Source organism: Chryseobacterium binzhouense, assembly GCF_007474545.1.
Lineage (GTDB): Bacteria > Bacteroidota > Bacteroidia > Flavobacteriales > Weeksellaceae > Chryseobacterium > Chryseobacterium binzhouense.
Window position 1 is genome coordinate 160389 of sequence record NZ_VKOG01000002.1, and the last position, 22756, is coordinate 183144.

Genomic DNA, 22756 nt, shown 5'->3' on the forward strand with positions numbered 1-22756 from the left:
GTAACAAGCTATAAGAGTTTTTAATATCTATTCAAAGAAGTATGACGATGGATCTCTTATATTAACGACATTGGTTATTTAAACCGAGCAATTTGGCGAAAAGACTCTTATCAAGTGGAGATCGAAGGAATTCTTTTCTTACGGCATCGGTAATTTTTTAAATAAGGTGAAAAATCAAACAGAGACTTGACCGCGACGTGATAGCCAATTACACCATCCTGAATTTTCAGGAGCAGGATTCGAACCTGCAAAACCGCCCTTTAACGAAGTAATTCTGTTTTACGACACTTACTTTTTAGTTTTCCATTGGGTTTTTCTGTATTTTTTCCAGTTTCTCTGAAACTTAATTTCTTTTGAATTAATGGTTTCAAAACCATACGGAAAACAATAAGAGCATCCCATCTCATTTCCATATAAAATTCTGGAAATCCGGATATTTGAAATTTTCTTCGGAAGGTCAATTAATCCATATTCATTGATTCCGAAAGACTTTTTTAATGTTTTAAATTTTTTCATAAGTATTGAGTATTTAACTTCAATACAATGTTCCTTTAAGCCATTTTTTGTAATAATTCATAGTTATATGTCTTGTTGATGCAAAGTTATCGTCTTAGTGCGCATTCTTTTTACGCAGTTAAATTTATTTTAAACCAAGTAACAAGTTATAAGAGTTTTAGAATACTGTTCAAATTTTAAGTTTGACGATGGAACTCTTAAAAACGACATTGGTTATAAAAACCGAGCAATCTAACGAAAAGACTCATTTTTCAATTGGAAGTCGAAGGAATTCTTTTCTTACGGCACCGGTTTATCTTTTTTATCATTGCGAGGAAGGAAATGACGAAGCAATCTCATTTTTATATTTGTTCTTTTGCCTTGAAGCAAAAGAACCAAAAATTCAAGACTTGGAAACTCCGGCTAAAAATAATCTATACTCTCTAAAAATTCTAAAACTCGCGCGAATTCAATATTTGTTCTTCGGTTCTGAATTTGTGATGCGCTTCGAATAGTAGAATTTTTTTAAACGTTCGCATAGCTTATTTTCTTAACATCTACATTTCCTGTGTCGTTTTCACAACTATTGTTTTAGTTATTGCAAGAAGTGAAGTGACGAAGCACAATCTCAAAATTTGAAATTATATTTCTGTCAAAAGCTTAATAACTCTATTATTGAAATGTACTTGTCGTTCTTTCATTTTATTAATTTCAATTTGCAAAGCTAATTCATCAACTTCACAAACAGATTGTATACTTTCTAATTCACTTAACAGATTCTCGGTATAATCGGAAAATTGAATTTTACCATTTTCTTTTTTATAGAAAATCCACGGATGACCAATCCATAATTGTGACCATTCTGATGAGTCATTCTCAAAAACATATTCCCAGTTTTTTAGATTTTCAAGATCGCAGCAGCAGGTGGGTTCAATTAAAATTTCATTGTTTTCCATTAAAATAAGACCTCCATTAAATGATGCCAGAAAATCAGTTCCTTCTATCTCAACATCTTCAAAAATAACTTTTAAAATAATTTTTAAGTTTTTATCATCTATGTGTTCAATATCCACAAAATAAGAACCTTTTTCAATTGGATTCAAATCTAGATTTAATGTTTTAATAGCTTTTTGCCATCTTTCATAATGATCTTCAGGATTTGATGAACATGAAAGTTCAGGAATTTCATATCCTTCTTTTGAAAATCCAAAAGGATCAATTTCAATAACGTTAAAAAGTTGTATCATTTTTATGCAGTTTTTATTCCTAGCCCCTATTGCAGCGGCATCCTTTTTCTAAAATGGCTTTGAAAAAAAGCGTTGGCGAAAAAGATATAGCGGAAAGCGGGATTAAGCTCCTAAAAAAATTGGTTATTAGTTTTATTTTTAAAAGCAGTGCCTTTTACAGCACTACTTTTTTAATTATTTCTACTGCAGATTTTCGGTCTTCTAAAGCATTCAGTACATCGAAAATTTTGTCGGACCAACCTGCGATAAGATAGACATCATTTTTTCTCACATCCAACGGTTGTTTTCCGTAACCTGCCAAATCAAAAATATACAATTTTGCGTTTGGATTGATACTTTTGTACTGATTCCAAGAGTTTTCAAAGGAATTTCTACCGCCGTTGCTATCCCACATTTGAGTATCGGTAAACAACATTACTTTATCCACTTTTTCACGTCTTTTCAGTAAATCTTCGATTACCAGATAACCATTTGTGGAGTAACCTACCTCACCTTCTCTTTTGTAGAACGCATCTACGTTTCTCAGAATACCGTTTTTAGGCATCGGAACTCTTTTCCAACGGTCACCAAACATACCTGAAACCACGTTTTTGCACTGTGACTGCAACATCATCGACATCAGCAAGCCAATATCGTACAACAATACTTTAGATTTCGGAGAAACCGGCTGTTGCATGGAACCCGAAACGTCTGCCGCGATTACCACCGAAGTATCGAAACCAAAACCTTTGATGTTTTTGGCACTCACCAAAACAGCATCTTCCAATGCTTCCAGAATTGATGAAATATATTTTGAATCGATTGTTTTCAATTCTCTATACGCAGCCAAAAATCTGAATGGCAATTGTTTTGAGTTTCTAACGGCTTTTTCGTCTGACAAATATCTGCAAACTTTCTGCATGGCATCTGAAGAAATGTTGGCTTCTAAGATGTTTCGCAGGTTTCTCAACGTTGCCATATAACCGAGTTTGTTGCTGAAAATCAGTTCTTCCCATTTGTTTTTGAAAGCCAATTTTCTTTCGGCATCATCCGCAAATTTGGTCTGACCCAAAACGGAAAGTTCTACTTCCCAAGTATATGGAGTTTCTAACGCATCGTTGACGATTTTATTGAAAATTAACTGCTGATTTTCGTCTTTTGCTTTCGGGTGAACCAGAAACAAAGCATCTTTCAGAGTTACTTCCGCTTTTCTGTTGTATTTTGCAAACTGGTATTCATCAAATTTATTGAAAGACCTTACCAGACCTTTTTGGATTTGCTTTGACAATTTGTTCAGTTTTTTAAGATCTGTTCTTTCGTTTGCCAATTGGTAATAAGCCAGCAATTCTGTGATTTCGTCTGCTCTCTGGATTACACCGTCAACAGTTCTGCTCACCAAATCTGTACCTGAAGTCTGTTTTGCCAATTCAGTCGTCAAAACCAATGGAATCGAACGCAAATACATATCTTTTCTTGCGTATACCGCTAATTTTGCAACGAACTCAGGATCATTTTTTGTAATCAAAGACTGAATTCTCGCCAATCTTTCGTTTCCTTTTTCATAGGTCGTGTTTGATAATCCTGTTGTAACAACAGCGCTGTATAGTTCTTCTGCAGGTGTCATCGTATAAGCTTTTGCACCTTCGTAGTTCGTTACTACTTTATTCTCTTTTCTTAAAAAATTAAATTTCATGGTTACTGTTTTTTGTTAAACATTTTCAGAAGATTATCACTTCCTCTCTGATTTCTGATGCAAAGTAAGAATGCTTTTGCGCAATGTTTTTGCGTAGTAAAATTAATTGCTATAAATTTTCTTTTTTTTCAATCAGATTCTCTGCAAACACCAAAATAGAATCTTGGCAATGTTCTTTACGTCATCAACTCCTCTGTGATGGGTTCCTTCCAGCGGGAGTTTCAATTCTTTAAGAGCTCTTTCCATTCCTATACTTTTTCTTATTGGATGAAGTTCTCCGAATAATGTTTTCACATTGATGTGATTATAACTTAATGGATAATCAACCTTGAATTTTCTTGCCTGATTCTGAAGCATATTCAGATCGTAATTTCCGTAACTTGCCCAGGTAAGATTTTCAGAATCATATTCAGCTCTCAGAATATCTAATGCATCTTCCAGCAAAATGCCTTCATCATCAAGCATCTGTTGTGTAATGGAAGTCAGTTCTGTGCAAAACGGACTCACTTTCGAGTATTGAGGTTTTACTAAAACACCCTCATTTCTGGAAATCTTTCCGGTTTTTGCATCCATGATACAAACTCCAATTTCTATGATTTCGCTTTCTTGGTCTCTCGGCGGTCGGTCTTCCCAACATGTGGCTTCGAGGTCTATAACTAATATGTTGTTTGTTGTTTTCATGATTTTTGTTTTAAAGGTTTGAAGATGGAAGTTTCAAGAGCACGGAAATACTTCCGGTACCCGACTTCAGACTTCCAGCTTATTAATTTCTCGGAGCAAAAGGCGGTCTGCTATGAAAAAGATTTTTGGTTTCATTTTTTTAAATGTTCATAATAAGTTCCGAATTAAACTTTTAATATTAGACTTTAACGATCATCAACTCTTCTTTTATCACATCAATCACTAAAGAATTCAGTTTTTTGTTGATTCTTTTCTGTTCTTCTTTTTCAATTGTTGTGAAAACATTCGGAAAATCTTTTTCAAAATCCTCTAAAATATCCTGCGCAAAAAGACCAATGACTTTACCGACCATTTTGGTTTCAAATTCACCAATTTTGCTGACCACGTTGTTTAGCCTGTTTTCAGTTGCATATTTTTGGATTTCTTCCCAGATATTCTGAGCTTTTTCGCTAAAGCTGATTTGCTTTTGAACGGTTTTTTCCTGTTTTCTTACTACTTTAGATTTTTCAATCCATTTTTCATTTTTATTTTTCAAAATGACTCTTGAGCCGTTGCCAAAATATCTGGTTTTTAAAGTTTTCACAATGGTTCCTTCACACTTATTGTCCTCAATTTCAGGAAGTCTAAGCCAGCCCGGAATTTTAGAATCGAAAACATTCGGAAACTTTAAAGCATCTTCCAAAGTTCCCTGAAAAAGAATTTTTGCATAGAAAAATCCGGTTTCTTCGAAAATTTTGTTTACTAAATCTGTATCCAGATAAGTAGTTCCATTCAGCTTGATGTCGAATGCATAAAATTCGTTGTGAGCTGCATATTCAATACCTTTCTGAACTTTCACCGCATCTTTTACAGGTTCCACTTCCTTGTGTTTGTAACCGCCACCGAACAATTCACCGTAGATTACAACCGTTTCAACATCCGGATGAATATTTTTCACTTTTTCGAAAACTTCGATGACGTTTTTTCTGTAACGTTCTAAAATCTGATGTGCATTGAAGAATTTTTCATCCTTTTCGATGAAAGCAGTTCTCTTCCCGACTTTAATTTCCTTTCCATCGGTAAAGAAAGAGAAATTAGCTCCGTGAACCTTCTCCTGCACAATGAAAACCTCATCCCCAAAACCCTGAATCCTGATCTGATCGATCACGCGGGTCTGGTAAGCGTTTTCTATTGAGTTATATGTTTTGAAAATCATTTTTTTAATTTTTAAAATTTTTCGAAATTTTTTAAAAGGCTTTCAATATTTTCTTTTCCAACAGGATTCATGGAATGGCAATAGAACTGTGGGAAATCCAAATAGTTATCCATACAATATTCTACTAGCCATTTTGCACAATCGTAACCTGTTTTTTCAACAAATTCCCGAGAATCGGGTTCCAAATAATGTTCATCGGCAAGGTCGTGGTCAAAAGAGATCATTTCCGGAAGTCCTTTTTCCAAAATCCTGCTGACAAACTGTTCGTAATTCCGAACGATATGCCAGTCTTTTCTGAGGAAAATATCCTGTTTGGTATAATGATACGCTTCAATCGGATATCTTATATCGTCCAGAAACAGTAATCTTTTTGTTATTTCCATTTCCTTATTTTTTAATTTGAAAAGTAAATATTCAAAGCTTTGATAATACTTTTCACGTTTGTATTGGGATAAAATCCGGAACTGTTGATGCAGTTGATTTCAACAATTTTCCAACCTTCATCCGTTAAACAAATATCCATTACAAAAGCTTCTTCAAGATTGAAAAGTTGGATCATTTCATTGGCGAAATTCAATCCGTCTTCTGAAACTTTTTCTTCGAAAGGCGCATTATCATTAAATTTATAATATCCTGCATCGATAATCTGTCCGCCAATAATCCAAAGTCTTGCTTCTTTTATTGTCCGTTTTGCTTCAGAAATCTGAACCAAAGAATCTTCTGTAATTCTGTTGGTTTGATTTTCCAATGCTTCAAAAGCAAAATCTTTCCATTCCGTTTCATTGAAAGCTTTTCCAGTAAAAATTTTAGCTTCATTGTATGGTTTAATGAATTTGAGTTCATCTTTTTTCCAAATCAATTCTTCTGAAATTTTATGAACGGAAACTTTGTGATTCAGAAGGTTTTCACCATAATATTTGGAATACACTTCATACAAATGATTACCTCCGTAAAAAGAACCGGGAAACCAATCTGTATTTTGCTTTGCCAATCTTGCAATCGTCACCGAACCGTATACGAAAACATCTTTTCGGTCTGTTTCGAAGTCAATTTTTTGTGCGGTTGGAGGAATATTAATTACGCTGTAATCAATATTTAACTCTTCCAAAGCATCAAAAATCCTGTAATGATCGGGATCTAAATATATATTAGCCTGAACTAAAAAATACATGGTTACTAACTTTTTAAAGTTTTTAATTCTTGGATGGAGGCTAGGGGCTAGATGAGGGAAGTTAAATTCATACTTAAAAAAAATTTCATCTTCTATCATCCCACTTCCAGCTATTTTATCACACCATCATATCAGCACAATTTGAACTTGCGAATGCGTAAGGTTTTGCTTTAAATACATATCCCATTCCCAGAATATATCCCATTGCATCTCTTAAGGCAACATTGGATTTGAAATCCGGATCGGTGTTAATGTCTGCGTGTACCTCCATTTCCACATCATAAGTTTCCAGAATAGAACAAATTGCATAAGCGATTTCTACGGATTTGTTGACCTCATTGAGCATACGTTCTTTGATACTGATCTTCTGTATTTCTCTTTCTTTTCTGATAAAGGTAAACGCTCCTTTTCCCTCACGAATAAATACTACTGCCGTAGCATAATTGATGGCATCACCATAAACGTGGGAGTCTGAACCAACACACACTTTCAGTCGATGTCCATTTGCCTGTTCGCGGATGATGGCTTCTTCTACCAGCTGTGTGATAGAGTTTTGGAAAATTTTTCCTGTCATGTTTTGCCATACTTGTTGTTGCGTTTCCATTCTTTCTACATGTTTTTTGTTTTGTTTAAATTTTAATAATTATGTCAATTTTAAATTGTCAATTTATTGTATTGTCAATTTAAAATTCACTTGCGAAGCAAATTCACCATTGACCATTAACATTCTTGCACTCCGAACCGGACTCGAACCAATACCATCAGTTTTGGAGACTGAGATGCTGCCATTACACCATCGAAGTAGTTTTGTTGATTCATCAGGACTTGAACCTGAACAACAAGAGTCAAAGTCTTGTGTGCTGACCAATTACACTATGAATCAGTTTTGCGGAACAGACAGGAATCGAACCTGTACCTTTAGTTTTTCAGACTAACGTGCAGACCTGCTACACCACTCTTCCAATTTTATAGGTAATGAGTAATTCGTAATCAGTAATGTCTTTTGCCTGTAATTTATTAACCATTGCTTATTACCTATTACTCATATTCTGTACGGGAAGAGGGATTCGAACCCCCAAACCTTGAGCCTAAATCAAGTGTGTCTGCCAATTCCACCATTCCCGCGGATTTTATTAGTAATGAGTAATTGGTAATTGGTAATTGGTAATTGATAATTGGTAATTGGTAATAAAAATTACCGTCTATAAATTTACAATTCATATTAACCTCAAATAATTACTCATTGCTAATTACTTATTACTTATATTTTTAGGTCCGAGAAAAGCCTGTCTATATTTATAAACTATGCCTGTAATATTTTTTTAAAGATCTTCTACGCTCGACAGACCTTTCTCTTTCCATTTAACCTAGTACTCTATAAGGGAATCGAACCCTTGTTTTCTGCTCGAAAGGCAGGCGTCCTGAACCGTTAGACGAATAGAGCATTTTTGTTGTGAATTGTTAATCGTCAATTTCTTTGCAGTCATTTTTTTAAATTGACAATTGACTATTTACCATTCACTTTTCTTTGACCATCTGACCAGGAGTCGAACCTGAACAACAAGAGTACATTTCCTGCATGCTGCCATTACATTATCAGCGGTTTGGTGGAAGTAGTAGGATTGTTCATGAATTTTTTATTTATTTTTAATGAATTCACGAATGCTAAGCATTTCGAACCTACTCAGCAATGAAGCAACAGATTTACTGTCTGCCCCGACTCTCCAACTTCGGCGTACTTCCCTTTTTTCATGAGTAATAAGTAATTGGTAATCAGTAATATTTTCCAACTAACTTTTTAATCTTTAATTTTTGAAGAAAAACAAAGCCTGTCTTAATTTTTAGTTTGATGTAAGAACTTCTGCGCTCGACAAACTTTTTCTTTCTTCGGAACTAATCTCATTTTAGTTATTTGAGATGGTTATGGGATTCAAACCCACTCAGCTTACGCAACGGTTTTGCAGACCGCCCCGACTCTTCCACTTCGGCGAACCATCGTTTTTGCAACTAGTTTTGGTTGCTGGTTGATCGTTTTTAGATAATATCAGATCTCTAACTTCTAATCAAAAAAATAAAGCCTGTCTTAATTTTTGTTTGATGTAAGAACTTCTGCGCTTTGACAAACTTTATCTGATCTAAAATTTATATTATGTTTAAAACTTTCATTATCCCGCTTCAAAATGAGTTAAGAAAAAGCCTGTCTATATAATATCGTGTTTTTGGCTAAAGATCTTCTGCTCTCGACAAGCCTTTTCTTTTTCTCTTTTGAAACAATTAACATTTAGTTTTTGCGATTCCGGAAAGGCTCGAACTTTCAACTTCCGGTTTAACAGACCGGCGCTCTACCATTGAGCTACGAAATCGTTTGTACTCCATAAGAGAATCGAACTCTTATCTACTGCTCGAAAGGCAGCCGTCTCCTAAACCATTAGACGAATGGAGCAAATTGTCTGGAAAGCAGGGTTCGAACCTGCGACCTCCCGCGTCCAAGGCGGGGAAACAACCACCGTTATCTTTCCAGTTTTTCAGATTCACTTCAATTTCTTTTCCGAGAGACAGTCGGATCGAAAATTTTCCGTGAATCTTTGCGGTCTATGCGAGATTGTTCACTATCGCATATATTTTTTTTCTATTGAGTTCACGAATGCTTTGCATTTCGAACTCGCAGTACCTGAGCGACAGTCAGGCAGGTTAGCCATTACCTCAATAGACCTTTTTTGTGACCTCGACAGGATTGTTCATGAACTTCATATTTCACTTATGGTATTCACGAATACTTCGTATTTCGAACCTGTAACCCTCGGTTTAGAAAACCGATGCTCTATCCAATTGAGCTACGAGATCTTTGTAACCCCAGAAAGATTTGAACTTTCAACCCCCGGTTTAAAAGACCGGTGCTCTAACCATTTGAGCTATGAGATTGTTTTAATTTGTGAATGGTCAATCGTCAATTCGCTTTGCTTGTCAATTTTTAATTCACTTGAAACAAAATTCACATTTGACTGTTCACATTTTTGTAATCCCAGAAGGACTCGAACCTTCAACCTTCGGCGTATCAGACCGATGCTCCAACCCATTGAGCTATGAGATTTTCATTTTGGGTTTCTCCGGGGATCGAACCCTGTTCTCCGGTTCCACAGACCGGCGCTTTACCAAATAAGCTAAAGAAACCATAAAAAAAGCGCCTCTTTTCGGGAGGCGCTTGATATATTTTGACGTGTCACTACATTAGCTGACCCATTTATATAAGCACCTTTTATCCACAAATTCACTATCAAGAAGATTAATACAAGCATATCCTTTCCCCATGGGTTTTTGTCCGTGTTGTATTGAATACTGATTAGATATGTTATGTAATTGTCTCATTATATTCTTGTTATTTAAAAATGTTTTTCTGAATGATTAAAAACGTGTTGCTTTTAATTTTCGGTTGCAAAGTAAAGATGATTTTTTTTAACTCACAAATTTATTTTCTAATTAACTATTTAAAAATCAATTAGTTATACTTAATTTTCAGCATAGAGAATTTCTGTCCGCAATGTCTTGCAGATGTCTTAAATACCTAAATGACTGTCTCTCATCGGGTTACTGATCACGCTTTATTTTCTTATTAATTGTTCATTGTTGATTAAATATTTTTCACTTTTATGGTTATTTTTTTTCATTCTAAATAATTTCTACTCTAAAAACACAAAAAACACCTCGGTAATTGAGGCGTTTTTGCAGTATTTTGATAAAATTTTTACGAGTTTACAGTAAATAATTTTCAAAGCAAGCACATTTCGCCTCATAAGATATCATCCATTCATATCCAAACGATCCCTTTACTACAGGGCGATCGCATAGATTTAAACTGATATGTGCTCTTTGTATTGTCATTATTTTATGGTTGCAAAGATAAATAAATTCTTGTTTGTCTAAATAGCTGGTTTGCTTAAAAGCTTTTTTACTCGCTTAAAAACCACAAAATATCTTGTAAGCAAGATAATGGTATCCGATCTTTTGCTCAATACTAACACTTGTTAGTATTTTGTTTTTTATCTATCTTTGCTATCTATGGAAAATACACTTCACGAAAAAGTTTCACAGGATATTTTACTTAAAGCTTACAACCATATGATGCTTGCTAAGGCAATGGCAGACATTTATGAAGAGAACAGAAATGTGTGTAAGTATGTTCACAGTACATCCAGAGGCCATGAGGCTATTCAGCTGGCAACTGCTTATCAACTAAAAAAAGAAGATTGGGTATCTCCTTATTATCGTGATGAAAGTATTCTTTTAGGCATTGGTTTTGAACCATATCAGCTTATGCTACAATTATTAGCAAAAGCTGACGACCCATTTTCCGGAGGAAGGTCTTATTATTCCCACCCATCAAGCAGGGATGAAAATATGCCAAAAATTATCCACCAAAGTTCAGCAACAGGTATGCAGACAATTCCTACAGCCGGAGTTGCACAAGGGATAAAATACATTCAGGATTTTAATCTGAAACAATTTGAAAATAATCCGGTTGTAATATGCAGTCTTGGAGACAACTCTGTAACAGAAGGTGAAGTGAGTGAAGCACTTCAGTTTTCTGCATTACACCAGCTTCCGATAATTTTCCTTGTGCAGGATAACGAATGGGGAATTTCAGTAACTAAAGAAGAAGCGAGAACCTGTGATGCCTACGATTTTGTGGCAGGTTTTGAAGGACTAGGAAGAATGCGGGTTGACGGAACTGACTTCGTAGAAAGTTTTGAAGTCATGAAAAAGGCAGTCGATTTTGTACGAACTGAGAGAAAACCTTTAGTTGTTTGTGCTAAAACTGTTTTAATAGGGCATCATACTTCCGGGGTAAGAAGAGAATTTTATAGAGATGAAGAAGATCTTGTGAAACACAGAGCAAAAGATCCCGGGGAAATTTTAAGAAAATATCTTCTGGAAAGTGGTGTAGATGAAGATCTTTTAAAACAAATGACTAAAAAAGCCCGTCTGGAATCAGAAGAAGCTTTTGATAGAGCTCAAAAAGCAGAAGATCCGAAACCTGAAACGGTAATGAATCATGTTTTTGCTCCAACTCCGATTACCGAAGAAGTGGGAACCCGTGAACCGGAAGGCGGAGAAAAAATTGTAATGGTTGATGCTGCTATTCACGCTATTCAGGAATTGATGTGGAAGCATCCGGAAGCTTTACTGTACGGACAGGATGTTGGTGAAAGAATTGGCGGGGTTTTTCGTGAAACTGTAACGCTAGGAAAAAAATTCGGAAGTAAAAGAGTTTTCAACACCGCAATTCAGGAAGCATATATTATTGGTTCCACAACCGGAATGAGCGCTGTTGGATTAAAGCCTATCGTTGAAGTACAGTTTGCAGATTATATTTATCCGGGTATCAATCAGCTGATTACAGAAATTTCAAAATCAAGCTATTTGAGTCAGGGAAAATTCCCTGTAAGTAATATCATCCGGGTTCCTATCGGAGCTTACGGAGGCGGAGGTCCTTATCATAGCGGAAGCGTTGAAAGTATCTTAGCCAATATTAAAGGAATTAAAATTGCTTATCCAAGTAACGCAGCAGACTTTAAAGGACTACTGAAAGCTGCATATTATGACCCTAATCCAGTCGTAATGCTGGAGCATAAAGGTCTTTACTGGAGTAAAGTTCCCGGAACCGAAGATGCCAAAACTATTGAGCCTGCTGAAGATTATATTTTGCCATTCGGGAAAGGAAAAGTAATCATTGAAGCGGGTAAAAATGAGACTGAAAAAGGCAGAACTTTATTAGTTGTAACTTACGGAATGGGGGTTTACTGGGCTAAAGAAGCGGCGAAAAACTTTAACGGAAGAGTTGAAGTAATTGATCTGAGAACATTAATTCCTTTGGATGAAGAACTGGTTTTTGAAAGAGTAAAAGCTCACGGAAAATGCATCGTTCTAACAGAAGAACAGCTAAATAATTCTTTTGCAGAAGCTTTTGCACACCGTATTTCCAAGAACTGCTTTAAATATCTTGATGCCCCGGTTGAAACAATGGGTTCTCTGGATACTCCTGCTGTTCCTATCAACTTAGTTTTAGAAAAAGAAATGCTTCCAAATGCTGAAAAGTTGAGCAGTAAGATTGAGGAAATGTTGAGATATTAATAAAAGTAAAATACTTAGCCTTTAAAAATTTTAAAGGCTTTTTTTATGCTTATAACAATTATTTTATAGCGAACTTTGTTTAAAGTAAAAAGAATAATCATCGTAAAAAAATCATAAATGCTCCTTTAGGAGCAGAGCCTGTGTAAGGATAATAGCAATTAAGTCAAGCGCATAGGATTGCAATAAAATATCTAAATTCAATACTTATAAATAGCGTTCCTACGGAACGCAGAATGGTTTTGAACATTATTTCTACACAGATAAAAATCCAAAGGAGTTTCAACAAAGTGAATTTTTAAGTTACTTTAAACAACTTCATAAAAAAATCCCAAACTTTACAGGTTTGGGATTATATTTTTCTGACTGAAAAAAATCTATTCGAAAATATAGCTTAGGCTTAAACTCAAAACCTGCTCAGATTTCTTTTTTGATGAATTTGGATCAAGTTTACTTTCATCAAGCTGAGGATAAGTATTTGATAAACCAAAATCATATTTTAAAGCCAATTCAAGCTGTCGTTTATAGCTATATCCTATTCCTGCACCAATTGCGAAGTTGAAGGACTTTGCTTTACCTAACTGATCAGTTCTGTAGATTTCACGAGATTCGTTAGTCACCTTCTGATCAATCAAAAAATTGAATCTTGGACCAATTAATCCGAAAAACTCAGATTCTGCTTCAGAAAAGTATCCCTTAAAAGATACCGGAACACTGATATAATTGTTCGCATACATTGCGTTATATCCTTTAGAACCTTTTGCGTCTTTGTCTTTTCCTGATTCTCCGGCACCATAATAGACTACTTCGGGCTGAATGTAGAACTGGTCATCACTTCCCAATGGAATAAGCGCCAAAACACCACCCTGAAAAGCAAAGCGTGCGCCTGAAGGATTGTGTGCATTTTTTACTCTGGAATAGTTCCCACCTGCAGTAAGACCAAATCTTGTTCCTCTCAGATCAATCTGAGCAAATGAGGAAATAGATAATGCCAATGTTGTGGTTAATAAAATTTTTTTCATATCATCAATGCTTAAAATTAACCTAAAATTCTTGCAACAGTTGCACCAATATCAGCAGGGGAATCTACTACATTGATACCGTTTTCTCTCATGATTTCCATTTTAGCCTGTGCGGTATCTTCTGCACCTCCAACAATTGCACCAGCGTGTCCCATCGTTCTTCCTTTAGGAGCAGTTTGTCCTGCTATAAAACCTACAACAGGTTTTGTAGAACCACTCGCCTTATACCATCTCGCAGCTTCAGCCTCAAGACCACCACCAATTTCTCCAATCATTACAACTGCTTCAGTCTCAGGATCATTGATAAATAATTCTAAAGCTTCTCTCGTTGTAGTTCCGATAATCGGGTCACCACCAATTCCGATAGCTGTAGAAACACCGTAACCGGCTTTTACCACCTGATCTGCAGCTTCATACGTTAAAGTTCCTGATTTTGAAACGATTCCAACTTTTCCTTTTTTGAAAACGAAACCAGGCATAATACCAATTTTAGCTTCTTCAGAAGTAATAATACCAGGGCAGTTAGGACCGATTAATCTACAATCTTTATCAGCGATATAAGATTTTACTTTAACCATATCTGCAACAGGAATACCTTCAGTAATACATACAATAACTTTGATACCTGCCTCAGCAGCTTCCATAATAGCATCTGCAGCAAATGCTGGCGGAACGAAAATAATACTCACGTTTGCTCCTGCTTTTTCAACAGCATCAGCTACGGTGTTGAATACCGGCTTACCTAAATGCTCGCTTCCTCCTTTACCAGGAGTAACACCACCTACTACGTTGGTTCCGTACTCAATCATCTGACCAGCATGGAAAGTACCTTCGTTACCTGTAAATCCCTGTACAATTACTTTAGAATCTTTGTTTACTAAAATTGACATTTTATTGTTGTTTTAATTTATTTTTTCTGATTTATTAACGCTCACAAATTTACTTATTTTTCTTTGATTATAAATAAATATGAGCAATTAGTTTACCCAAGATTCCTCAGCTTAACTTCTTTTTTCAGATACGTTTTAAAATCTTCTGCAAACATCCCGATATAAGTCCCTTTTTTTAGATCACGGTTGACTCCTGTTTTGCCTAAAAGTACAGAACCACTTTCGATATGGTTGCCTGATGCGATACCAACTTGACCCCATAAAGTAACCTCATCACCGATAATACAACACCCTGCTACACCAACCTGCGAAGCAATCAAACATCTTTTGCCAATCACCGTATCATGACCAATCTGAATCTGATTATCTAAAACAGAACCTTCTCCGATAATGGTAGAATCTGTAACGCCTCTGTCAATGGTACAGCCATTTCCTATTTCTACATTATTTTCAATAATTACGTTTCCTACGGAGATTAAACGGTCGAAGTTCCCGTTGAGTTTTCTGTAATAAAATGCATCACCACCTAAAACTGTGTTGGACTGAATGACCACATTATCACCAATTACCGTTCTGTCACCAATTACTACATTCGGAAAGACAAGGGTATTCTTCCCAATTTTTACGTTATTTCCAATTACTGCAGAAGAATGAATTTTTGTACCTTCTCCTATTTTTACGTCGTGCAGTTCTTCTGTGAAGTTTGAAATTCTGGTAAAATGGGTATTGATCTTATTGAAATCTCTGAAAGGGTCATCAGAAATCAGAAGAGCTTTTCCTTCCGGACATTCTACTTCTTTATCAATAAGAATTATAGTTGCAGCAGAATTCAGTGCTTTATCGTAATACTTTGGATGATTGACGAAAACAATTTCGCCGGGTTTTACTCTGTGAATTTCGTTGGTTCCTAAAACTTCAAAATCTTCTGAGCCAATAAATTTTGCTCCGATAAGATCAGCAATTGTTTTAAGTTTTTGTGGATGATGAAACGTCATATTCTTAAAAATGATGTTTAGTTAAATCAACCATATTAAGGTTTTGATTCTTAACATAGTTCTTTGCTGTTTGACTTTGCAGCCCGGCCTGAGTGGAGCTCTTTTTGCCGGAGCGAAGCGGAGGCAAAAAGCGGGAACGGAGGACGGAAAAAGCTGCCATAAAAAAATGAAAGCTGAAAGCTATTAGCTTCCAGCTTCACGATATTGTAAGATGATTACTTCACTCTTTCCAAATAAGAACCGTCTTCTGTACTTACTTTGATTTTGTCTCCCGGCTCAATGAATAAAGGAACCATTACTCTTGCTCCTGTCTCAACGATAGCGTTTTTCAATGCATTGGTTGCTGTATTTCCTTTCACTCCCGGATCTGCTTCCACAACTTCCAAATAAACAGACTGTGGTAATTCAGCAGAAAGCGGCGTTTCATCTGCCTCCTTAAGGATAATGGTAACTTCTTCGCCAGCTTTCATCAGATTTGAATTTTCAATCATCTCTTTGTTTAGATATAACTGCGAAAAATCTTCATTATTCATAAAGTGAAAACCATTCTCATCATCATAAAGATATTGGAATTTTCTTGTGATTACTTTCACTTCGTCAATCTTATGACCTGCAGAAAACGTATTGTCGATTACTTTACCGTTGGTTACTGATTTTAGTTTAGTTCTTACGAAAGCAGGTCCTTTACCCGGTTTTACGTGAAGAAATTCGATTACTTTAAAAATATCATTACTGTATTCTATACAAAGACCTTTTCTGATATCGTTACTTGTTGCCATTATTTTTTGTTTAAAAGTTTCGGGTTAAAGTTTTTGGCTCAAATCCGATGATGTATGTTTAATATTATATTTCCTTTTTTTTGATTGGGATTCTCAAGAATTAGTGAAAAGCATTACTCTTTACCTGTTCCGTATCCTTTTACAATACCTCTCGGCGAATTTTGGATAAACTGAAGAATTTCGTCTCTTTCAGCAGTAGGCAGCATTTCCTTTTCGATATATGAAACTGCCTGAGAAACATTCATTTTCATCTGGAATATGGCTCTGTAGATTTTCTGGATTTCGAAAATTTTCTCATTGGAAAATCCTCTTCTTCTTAATCCTACCGAATTGATTCCTGCATACGACATAGGTTCTCTCGCAACTTTCACATAAGGCGGAATGTCTTTTCTTACCAAAGTTCCTCCGGAAATCATGACGTGTTTACCAATTTTGCCGAACTGATGTACCGCAGATAAACCTCCCATTACCGTATAATCACCAATTTCTACATGACCTGCAATACCGCATCCATTTACAATGATGACATTATCACCAATCACGCAATCGTGAGCAATATGGGATGTCGCCATAATTAAACAATTGGCACCTATTTTTGTAAAGCCCAAAGCTTTTGTCCCTCTGTTTACCGTTACACATTCTCTGATGGTGGTTTCGTCACCAATTATCGTCTGTGTATCTTCTCCGTCAAATTTTAAATCCTGAGGAATTGCTGAAATTACGGTTCCCGGAAAAATCCTGCAGTTTTTGCCTATTCTCGCTCCATCCATGATGGTTACATTCGATCCTATCCAGGTTCCCTCACCTATTTCCACATCACCTGCAATGGTTGTAAAAGGTTCTACAACTACGTTTTTGCTGATTTTTGCACGCTTATCAACGGCTGCTAACTGATGAATCATTTAATCAATTTTATTTTTTGCAACCTGAGCCATTAATTCGGCCTCCACCGCAACTGTATCTCCTACGTATCCGTAACCCTGCATGTGAACAATACCTCTTCTGATAGGTTCCATCAGTTCAATTTTAAAAATCATTGTATCACCCGGAACTACTTTTCTTTTGAATTTCACCTTATCAATCTTAATGAAATAAGTTGAATAGTTTTCCGGATCCGGAACGCTTGCCAAAACAAGAATACCTCCTGTCTGTGCCAATGCTTCCACCTGCAAAACTCCCGGCATTACAGGCTCTTTCGGAAAATGCCCGATGAAAAAAGGCTCATTAAAAGTTACATTTTTTAATCCTACAACGTGAGAATCTGAAAGTTCTAAAACCTTATCAATCAACAAAAACGGATAACGGTGCGGCATAAGTTTCATAATACCGTTGATGTCAAAAACCGGTTCTTTTGTTAAATCAAAATCCGGAACGTTTTTCTTTTTCTGTAATTTCCACTGTCGGTTTAGTTTTTTTGCAAACTGTGTATTGACAAAATGTCCCGGCTTGTTGGCAATTACTTTTCCTTTAATTTTCACTCCTGCCAAAGCTAAATCACCAATCACATCAAGTAACTTGTGTCTTGCCGCTTCGTTAGGATAATTTAAAGTCAAATTATCTAAAATTCCGTTCGGTCTGATAGAAACATTATCTTTTCCGAAGGCTTTTTTAAGTTTTTCTGTAGTTTCAGGAGTGAGATCTTTGTCCACGTAAACAATAGCATTCGATATATCTCCGCCTTTGATTAGTCCATGATCCAAAAGCATTTCCAGTTCGTGCAGGAAGCTGAATGTTCTTGCTGAGGAAATTTCTTCTTTAAATTCACAAATATTTTTCAGAGTAGCATTTTGAGTTCCCAAAACTTTAGTTCCGAAATCAACCATTGTAGTTACTTCATAAGTATCTGAAGGAATGATGGTTATTTCTGAACCTGTAGCAGGATCACTGTAGCTGAGAACTTCTTTTACTACAAGGTATTCTCTTGCCGTATTTTGTTCTACAACACCAACGCTTTCAATAGCTTCTACAAAAAACTTTGATGAACCATCTAAAATAGGTGGCTCAGAAGCATTCATTTCCAGAATTGCATTATCTATATCACAGCCTACCAAAGCTGCTAAAAGATGTTCGCAGGTATTGATTTTTACGCCCAGTTTTTCAAGGGTAGTTCCTCTTTCTGTAGCTACAACGTAGTTTACGTCTGCTTCAACCTGCGGATGTCCTTCCAGATCTGTTCTTACAAAAACAAAACCTGTATTTTCTTTAGCAGGCTTAATGGTTAGTTTTACTTCTTTACCCGTATGAAGACCTATTCCAGAAAGAGAAACCTCTTCCTGAAGGGTTTTTTGCATATCACTCATTAGTTTTATCTTTTGAGTTATTCTCAAGATTATTTATTCTTTTTACAATTTCCGGAAGATTTCTGAAATGCACATAGCTTCTCAAATAATCATTATAGCTGATCGCAGGTGATCCGTACATTGTTTCTCTGTCATTCACACTGGAGTTTACACCGCTCTGCGCCTGAATTTTCACCTGATTTCCGATTTTGATGTGTCCCACGATTCCCACCTGTCCTCCAATCTGATTCCAGTCACCTATGGTTGTAGAACCTGCAATTCCTGCCTGAGCTGCAATTACATTATTGGCTCCGATTTTTACGTTGTGAGCAATCTGTATTAAATTATCTATTTTGGTTCCTTTACCAATCACTGTGGATCCTATTGTTGCACGGTCGATACTGCAGTTAGAACCAATTTCAACATTATCTTCAATGATTACATTACCCAGTTGAGGAATTTTCTGAAAGCCTTCCGGAGTTGGCTGAAAACCAAAACCATCACCACCAATCACTGTATTGGAATGTATAACACAATTGTCACCAATGATGCAGTAATCATATATCCTTGCTCCACTGTCAATTTTACAGTTTTTTCCTATTTTAACACCTTTTCCAATGTAAACTTGTGGGAAAATCTGAGTTCCGTCACCAATTTTAGCTTTTTGAGAAACATAAGTAAATGCGCCAATATAAACTTTCTCGCCAATAACGGCAGTATCATGAATAGAAGAGCCATCTTCAATACCTTCTCTCCTCCCCTGCATTTCCTGATAAAGATTCATCAGAATCTGAAAAGAAAGATAAGCATCTTTTACCGAAATAATAGTTGAATTGTACTGACTTTTGGTAATGAGTTTCTCACTTACGATAAGAACAGAACATTTTGAAGTTTCGAGATGATGAGCAAAACGATCCTGAGCAATAAACGAAAGATGCCCTTTTTCACCGCTCTCAATAGGAGAAACGCCCGTTATAAGTGAGTTCGCATCACCTATAATTTTTCCATCAATAAAACTTGCAATCTGCGAAGCTGTAAATTCCATATTCTGCAAAGATAAGAAATTCTGTAATTCGCAAACATTTTTTTAATTTACGGCAGGTCGTTTTTAAGAATATTTATGAAAAAACAAATTATATTCTAGGAAAAGCAAGAATATATCTCCTCGTTTTATTCATAATCAACCCTGATAAAAGCTGATCTTCCGACTCGTTCAGCTTGATGATTTTACCGCTTTTCTGCAAGAGATAAATAGGCTGTTTTTCTGTATTATAAGGTCTGAGTTCTCTTTGTATTTCATTCACCAATTCTCCTGCATTATCAATTCCGAAAAATTCGTTGCTGATTTTTATTTTTTCATTAATAAAATCCTGTTCAAATGGTCTGGAAGAAATAATTGTTTTGGGAAGATTTCTCTTGACCACACATCTGCACCAGTAAGACGAAATAAAATCATCTGCAGTCTGCCATAGTTTCATAGCCTGAATAATGTCATTATCATCCAGCTCAGTAAAACGCAGAATATCTTCTTCTGTAGCTGCAGATTTACCTCTGTTCAGAAAATATCTCAAATTTTCCGTTGAAGGCAGATCTATTCCCTGAGAAGTTAAATATTTAGCTCTTTCTAAAATTTTCACCAAAATAAATTCGGCCAAAGCTGATGTCTTATGATAGTAAACCTGCCAATACATAAACATTCTTGCCGTTAAAAAATTTTCAATGGAATAAACTCCTTTAGCATCAATTACCAGCTCATCTTCACAGACATTCATCATGGAAATAATTCTTTGGGTATTAATATTTCCTTCAGAAACACCGGTAAAAAAGCTGTCTCGGTTCAGATAATCTAATCTGTCAACATCCAGTTGAGAGCTAATTAACTGATTGAAAAATTTCCTGTGATATTTGCCCTGAAACATCTGAATTGCGACCGACAGCTGTCCTTCAAATTCATCATTCAGCCTGTTCATCAACAACAGAGAAAGATTTTCATGATGCCAGTCATCCATGAGCATGCTTTCTAATGCGTGTGAAAAAGGACCATGCCCAATGTCGTGCATTAAAATTGCCAACATGGCTCCTTTTTCTTCATCTTCTGAAATTTTTACTCCTTTTTGCTTTAAAGTCTCTAAAGCAGTAAACATAAGATGCATCGCTCCAATAGCATGATGAAATCTTGTATGTGTTGCTCCCGGAAAAATAAGGTTAAGAAGACCTGTTTGTGAAATTCTCCTTAATCTTTGGAAATACGGATGCTCAATTACATCAAAAAGAATTTCGTGAGGAATTTTTATAAAACCGTGTACAGGATCGTTGATGATTTTAAGCTTGTTCTGCATAGAAATTAGGATGAAGTATGCAAAATTAACCTTTTAAAGCCAAAAACAGCCATGGTGAAGATTATTATTACTACAATTTAATTTGCATCCTTTAAGATTACAATATTTATCATATCTTCATATAAAAATTGCATTTTAATTAATGATCAAAATTCTTTTAACTAAGATTTAACTTTTTAGCAGAGCATTTTGTGAGAAATTAAAAGTAATTGGTCGTAATTTTGATGCCATTACTCAACAAAAAATAAAACTTGTATGTCAGATAAAATATTATGGATTGATGATGAAATAGATTTGCTGAAACCGCATATCGTTTTTCTTGAAAAAAAAGGTTATCAGGTAACGCCTGTTAACAATGTAAATGAAGCTTTAGAACTTATTGAATCTGAAAAATTTGCGTTAACATTAATCGACGAAAATATGCCCGGAATTTCGGGGCTGGAAGCTATTCCGATGATTAAACAAATAGACAGTTCGCTAAAAATCGTAATGGTTACCAAAAGTGAAGAAGAGCACATTATGGAAGAAGCCATCGGTTCACAGATTGCCGATTATATCCTAAAACCTGTGAACCCCAATCAGATACTGCTGTCGCTGAAAAAAAATCTTCAGGAAGATAATCTGGTAGAACAGAAAACTATTTTGCAGTATCAGCAGGAATTCAGGAATCTTTCTATGGAACTTTCGTATCTCCAAACGTACCAGGAATGGGCAGATTATTACAAAAAAATCATCAATTGGGAACTGAAATTCGATAAAGTAACCGATAATGAATTTGCAGACCTTTTGCAGTCACAAAAAGAAGAAGCCAACATTCAGTTTGCCAAATTTATCGAAAACAATTATGAAGAATGGCTGAAAGGCTCGGAAAAGCCTATGATGAGCCACACTCTTTTTAAAGAAAAGATAAAGCCGGAGGTTGAAAAAGATAAAGTTCTTCTTTTAATGATTGATAATCTCCGCTACGATCAATGGAAAGTAATTGAACCGCTTTTCACAAAATTCTACAACAAGATCTCGGAAGATTATTATTACAGTATATTGCCTACAGCGACTCAGTATGCGAGAAATTCTTTCTTTGCAGGTCTTCTGCCTTCAGAAATTGAGAAGCGTTTTCCTGACAAATGGTTTAATGATAATGAGGAAGGAAATAAAAACGAATTTGAGCGTGATTTTCTTGAAGATCAGATGAAAAGAGTCGGTCTCAATTCTAAATCTATGAAATACCTGAAAGTATTGAATGCCGATTTTGAAAAAAAAATTTATGAAGATTTTAATCAGCACAAAAACAATGATCTTCTGGTAATTGTGTACAATTTTATTGATATTCTGTCTCATGCAAAAACCGATAATCACATTGTAGACCAGCTTATTCGGGACGATAAAACATTCAGATCGCTGACTATGAACTGGTTTGAAAATTCTTCATTGGTAAAAATCATCAAAACCGCAGCTGAAAACGGATTTAAACTGGTCATTACGACCGATCACGGAACTGTTTATGTCAAAAAACCAAGCCGGGTTGTAGGCGACAGAGAAACCTCAACCAACATCCGCTATAAAACCGGAAAAAGCTTAACCTATGACGAAAGCGATGTTTGGGCAATAACAAATCCGGAAAAGTTGTTTTTACCTAAAGGAAATCTAAGTTCAAAATATATTTTTGCTAAAAATAACATCTTCCTTGCTTATCCCAAAAATTACAATCATTTTGTAAATTACTATAAAGAAACATATCAGCACGGCGGAATTTCTCTGGAGGAATGCATTATTCCGATCAGTATTCTGGAACCAAAATAATCCGGCATGAATTTTAGCTTTAATTGCTGATCTAAATTTAAACTGATTCGGGCGGAAAACTTAAA

General features: G+C 35.6%; 18 protein-coding genes and 13 tRNA genes. 2 read left to right on the forward strand and 29 right to left on the reverse strand.

Features of this window, described 5'->3' with window-relative positions:
* Positions 1–288: 288 nt before the first annotated feature.
* The 21 genes from FNE73_RS06440 to FNE73_RS06530 all read right to left on the reverse strand — a co-directional run bounded on the left by FNE73_RS06440 (position 289) and on the right by FNE73_RS06530 (position 9633).
* Positions 289–516, reverse strand: coding sequence for a phosphate ABC transporter substrate-binding protein (locus FNE73_RS06440; protein WP_143883955.1), 228 nt, complete (start codon positions 514–516; stop codon positions 289–291).
* A 620-nt stretch (positions 517–1136) separates the two neighbouring features.
* Positions 1137–1742, reverse strand: coding sequence for a hypothetical protein (locus FNE73_RS06445; protein WP_143883956.1), 606 nt, complete (start codon positions 1740–1742; stop codon positions 1137–1139).
* A 154-nt stretch (positions 1743–1896) separates the two neighbouring features.
* Positions 1897–3414 carry a TROVE domain-containing protein gene (locus tag FNE73_RS06450; protein ID WP_143883957.1) on the reverse strand — a complete coding sequence of 506 codons (1518 nt, stop codon included), beginning with the start codon at positions 3412–3414 and terminating at the stop codon, positions 1897–1899.
* Between the two features lie 132 nt (positions 3415–3546).
* The gene (locus FNE73_RS06455; RefSeq protein ID WP_143883958.1) at positions 3547–4095 is read right to left on the reverse strand and encodes a 3'-5' exonuclease; all 549 of its coding nucleotides are present in this window, start codon (positions 4093–4095) and stop codon (positions 3547–3549) included.
* 178 nt (positions 4096–4273) lie between these two features.
* Entirely contained in the window at positions 4274–5290 is a 1017-nt protein-coding gene (locus FNE73_RS06460) for an RNA ligase, Rnl2 family (protein ID WP_143883959.1), read from the reverse strand.
* A gap of 11 nt (positions 5291–5301) precedes the next feature.
* Positions 5302–5673, reverse strand: coding sequence for a cyclic-phosphate processing receiver domain-containing protein (locus FNE73_RS06465; protein WP_143883960.1), 372 nt, complete (start codon positions 5671–5673; stop codon positions 5302–5304).
* Between the two features lie 11 nt (positions 5674–5684).
* Positions 5685–6461, reverse strand: a complete 777-nt coding sequence (locus tag FNE73_RS06470) for an ATP-grasp domain-containing protein (protein ID WP_143883961.1) — start codon at positions 6459–6461, stop codon at positions 5685–5687.
* 118 nt (positions 6462–6579) lie between these two features.
* Positions 6580–7065, reverse strand: a complete 486-nt coding sequence (locus FNE73_RS06475; RefSeq protein WP_143883962.1) for a ribonuclease H-like YkuK family protein — start codon at positions 7063–7065, stop codon at positions 6580–6582.
* A 128-nt stretch (positions 7066–7193) separates the two neighbouring features.
* Positions 7194–7264 (reverse strand) — tRNA-Trp (locus FNE73_RS06480).
* Positions 7265–7271: 7 nt separating this feature from the next.
* A tRNA-Gln gene (locus FNE73_RS06485) sits at positions 7272–7344 on the reverse strand.
* Between the two features lie 6 nt (positions 7345–7350).
* Positions 7351–7423, reverse strand: a tRNA-Phe gene (locus tag FNE73_RS06490).
* A gap of 90 nt (positions 7424–7513) precedes the next feature.
* Positions 7514–7586: transfer RNA gene (locus FNE73_RS06495), tRNA-Leu, on the reverse strand.
* Positions 7587–7832: 246 nt separating this feature from the next.
* Positions 7833–7905 (reverse strand) — tRNA-Glu (locus FNE73_RS06500).
* A 471-nt stretch (positions 7906–8376) separates the two neighbouring features.
* Positions 8377–8458 (reverse strand) — tRNA-Cys (locus FNE73_RS16695).
* Between the two features lie 294 nt (positions 8459–8752).
* A tRNA-Asn gene (locus tag FNE73_RS06505) sits at positions 8753–8824 on the reverse strand.
* 5 nt (positions 8825–8829) lie between these two features.
* A tRNA-Glu gene (locus FNE73_RS06510) sits at positions 8830–8904 on the reverse strand.
* A gap of 6 nt (positions 8905–8910) precedes the next feature.
* Positions 8911–8982: transfer RNA gene (locus tag FNE73_RS16700), tRNA-Pro, on the reverse strand.
* A gap of 199 nt (positions 8983–9181) precedes the next feature.
* Positions 9182–9305 (reverse strand) — tRNA-Arg (locus tag FNE73_RS06515).
* A gap of 4 nt (positions 9306–9309) precedes the next feature.
* A tRNA-Lys gene (locus tag FNE73_RS06520) sits at positions 9310–9383 on the reverse strand.
* 95 nt (positions 9384–9478) lie between these two features.
* A tRNA-Ile gene (locus FNE73_RS06525) sits at positions 9479–9552 on the reverse strand.
* Positions 9553–9560: 8 nt separating this feature from the next.
* Positions 9561–9633 (reverse strand) — tRNA-His (locus tag FNE73_RS06530).
* A gap of 884 nt (positions 9634–10517) precedes the next feature.
* Between FNE73_RS06530 and FNE73_RS06540 the strand changes: the two genes are divergently transcribed.
* The gene (locus tag FNE73_RS06540) at positions 10518–12590 is read left to right on the forward strand and encodes an alpha-ketoacid dehydrogenase subunit alpha/beta (RefSeq protein WP_143883964.1); all 2073 of its coding nucleotides are present in this window, start codon (positions 10518–10520) and stop codon (positions 12588–12590) included.
* Between the two features lie 374 nt (positions 12591–12964).
* Here FNE73_RS06540 and FNE73_RS06545 read toward each other — a convergent pair whose 3' ends face one another.
* From FNE73_RS06545 to FNE73_RS06580, 8 genes are all read right to left on the reverse strand, one after another.
* Complete coding sequence (locus FNE73_RS06545) at positions 12965–13609, reverse strand: porin family protein (protein WP_143883965.1); 645 nt, start codon at positions 13607–13609, stop codon at positions 12965–12967.
* 17 nt (positions 13610–13626) lie between these two features.
* Positions 13627–14499: a succinate--CoA ligase subunit alpha gene (gene sucD / locus FNE73_RS06550; RefSeq protein WP_143883966.1), complete on the reverse strand. Its 873-nt coding sequence runs from the start codon at positions 14497–14499 to the stop codon at positions 13627–13629.
* Positions 14500–14591: 92 nt separating this feature from the next.
* Positions 14592–15494: a UDP-3-O-(3-hydroxymyristoyl)glucosamine N-acyltransferase gene (locus tag FNE73_RS06555; protein WP_143883967.1), complete on the reverse strand. Its 903-nt coding sequence runs from the start codon at positions 15492–15494 to the stop codon at positions 14592–14594.
* 215 nt (positions 15495–15709) lie between these two features.
* Positions 15710–16273, reverse strand: a complete 564-nt coding sequence (efp, locus tag FNE73_RS06560) for an elongation factor P (RefSeq protein ID WP_143883968.1) — start codon at positions 16271–16273, stop codon at positions 15710–15712.
* Between the two features lie 113 nt (positions 16274–16386).
* Positions 16387–17175: an acyl-ACP--UDP-N-acetylglucosamine O-acyltransferase gene (gene lpxA / locus FNE73_RS06565; protein ID WP_089743099.1), complete on the reverse strand. Its 789-nt coding sequence runs from the start codon at positions 17173–17175 to the stop codon at positions 16387–16389.
* Complete coding sequence (locus FNE73_RS06570) at positions 17176–18573, reverse strand: bifunctional UDP-3-O-[3-hydroxymyristoyl] N-acetylglucosamine deacetylase/3-hydroxyacyl-ACP dehydratase (protein WP_143883969.1); 1398 nt, start codon at positions 18571–18573, stop codon at positions 17176–17178.
* Positions 18566–19597, reverse strand: a complete 1032-nt coding sequence (gene lpxD / locus FNE73_RS06575) for a UDP-3-O-(3-hydroxymyristoyl)glucosamine N-acyltransferase (protein ID WP_143883970.1) — start codon at positions 19595–19597, stop codon at positions 18566–18568. Before lpxD ends, FNE73_RS06570 begins: the two co-directional genes overlap by 8 nt.
* Positions 19598–19685: 88 nt before the next feature.
* Entirely contained in the window at positions 19686–20891 is a 1206-nt protein-coding gene (locus tag FNE73_RS06580; RefSeq protein WP_143883971.1) for an HD domain-containing protein, read from the reverse strand.
* A 255-nt stretch (positions 20892–21146) separates the two neighbouring features.
* Here FNE73_RS06580 and porX point away from each other — a divergent pair, with 255 nt between their 5' ends.
* A complete protein-coding gene (gene porX, locus FNE73_RS06585; RefSeq protein ID WP_143883972.1) occupies positions 21147–22691 on the forward strand; it encodes a T9SS response regulator signal transducer PorX in 1545 nt (514 codons plus the stop codon).
* The last annotated feature ends 65 nt before the right edge of the window (positions 22692–22756 follow it).

What these genes read in the sequence shown, in the direction of transcription:
- lpxA (WP_089743099.1), bottom strand. Translation starts at nt 17,175, where the DNA reads ATGATTCATCAGTTAGCAGCCGTTGATAAGCGTGCAAAAATCAGCAAA.
- FNE73_RS06540 (WP_143883964.1), top strand. Translation starts at nt 10,518, where the DNA reads ATGGAAAATACACTTCACGAAAAAGTTTCACAGGATATTTTACTTAAA.
- lpxD (WP_143883970.1), bottom strand. Translation starts at nt 19,597, where the DNA reads ATGGAATTTACAGCTTCGCAGATTGCAAGTTTTATTGATGGAAAAATT.
- FNE73_RS06470 (WP_143883961.1), bottom strand. Translation starts at nt 6,461, where the DNA reads ATGTATTTTTTAGTTCAGGCTAATATATATTTAGATCCCGATCATTAC.
- FNE73_RS06450 (WP_143883957.1), bottom strand. Translation starts at nt 3,414, where the DNA reads ATGAAATTTAATTTTTTAAGAAAAGAGAATAAAGTAGTAACGAACTAC.
- FNE73_RS06545 (WP_143883965.1), bottom strand. Translation starts at nt 13,609, where the DNA reads ATGAAAAAAATTTTATTAACCACAACATTGGCATTATCTATTTCCTCA.
- FNE73_RS06445 (WP_143883956.1), bottom strand. Translation starts at nt 1,742, where the DNA reads ATGATACAACTTTTTAACGTTATTGAAATTGATCCTTTTGGATTTTCA.
- FNE73_RS06440 (WP_143883955.1), bottom strand. Translation starts at nt 516, where the DNA reads ATGAAAAAATTTAAAACATTAAAAAAGTCTTTCGGAATCAATGAATAT.
- FNE73_RS06465 (WP_143883960.1), bottom strand. Translation starts at nt 5,673, where the DNA reads ATGGAAATAACAAAAAGATTACTGTTTCTGGACGATATAAGATATCCG.
- FNE73_RS06580 (WP_143883971.1), bottom strand. Translation starts at nt 20,891, where the DNA reads ATGCAGAACAAGCTTAAAATCATCAACGATCCTGTACACGGTTTTATA.
- FNE73_RS06570 (WP_143883969.1), bottom strand. Translation starts at nt 18,573, where the DNA reads ATGAGTGATATGCAAAAAACCCTTCAGGAAGAGGTTTCTCTTTCTGGA.
- FNE73_RS06555 (WP_143883967.1), bottom strand. Translation starts at nt 15,494, where the DNA reads ATGACGTTTCATCATCCACAAAAACTTAAAACAATTGCTGATCTTATC.
- porX (WP_143883972.1), top strand. Translation starts at nt 21,147, where the DNA reads ATGTCAGATAAAATATTATGGATTGATGATGAAATAGATTTGCTGAAA.
- FNE73_RS06455 (WP_143883958.1), bottom strand. Translation starts at nt 4,095, where the DNA reads ATGAAAACAACAAACAACATATTAGTTATAGACCTCGAAGCCACATGT.
- sucD (WP_143883966.1), bottom strand. Translation starts at nt 14,499, where the DNA reads ATGTCAATTTTAGTAAACAAAGATTCTAAAGTAATTGTACAGGGATTT.
- FNE73_RS06475 (WP_143883962.1), bottom strand. Translation starts at nt 7,065, where the DNA reads ATGGAAACGCAACAACAAGTATGGCAAAACATGACAGGAAAAATTTTC.
- FNE73_RS06460 (WP_143883959.1), bottom strand. Translation starts at nt 5,290, where the DNA reads ATGATTTTCAAAACATATAACTCAATAGAAAACGCTTACCAGACCCGC.
- efp (WP_143883968.1), bottom strand. Translation starts at nt 16,273, where the DNA reads ATGGCAACAAGTAACGATATCAGAAAAGGTCTTTGTATAGAATACAGT.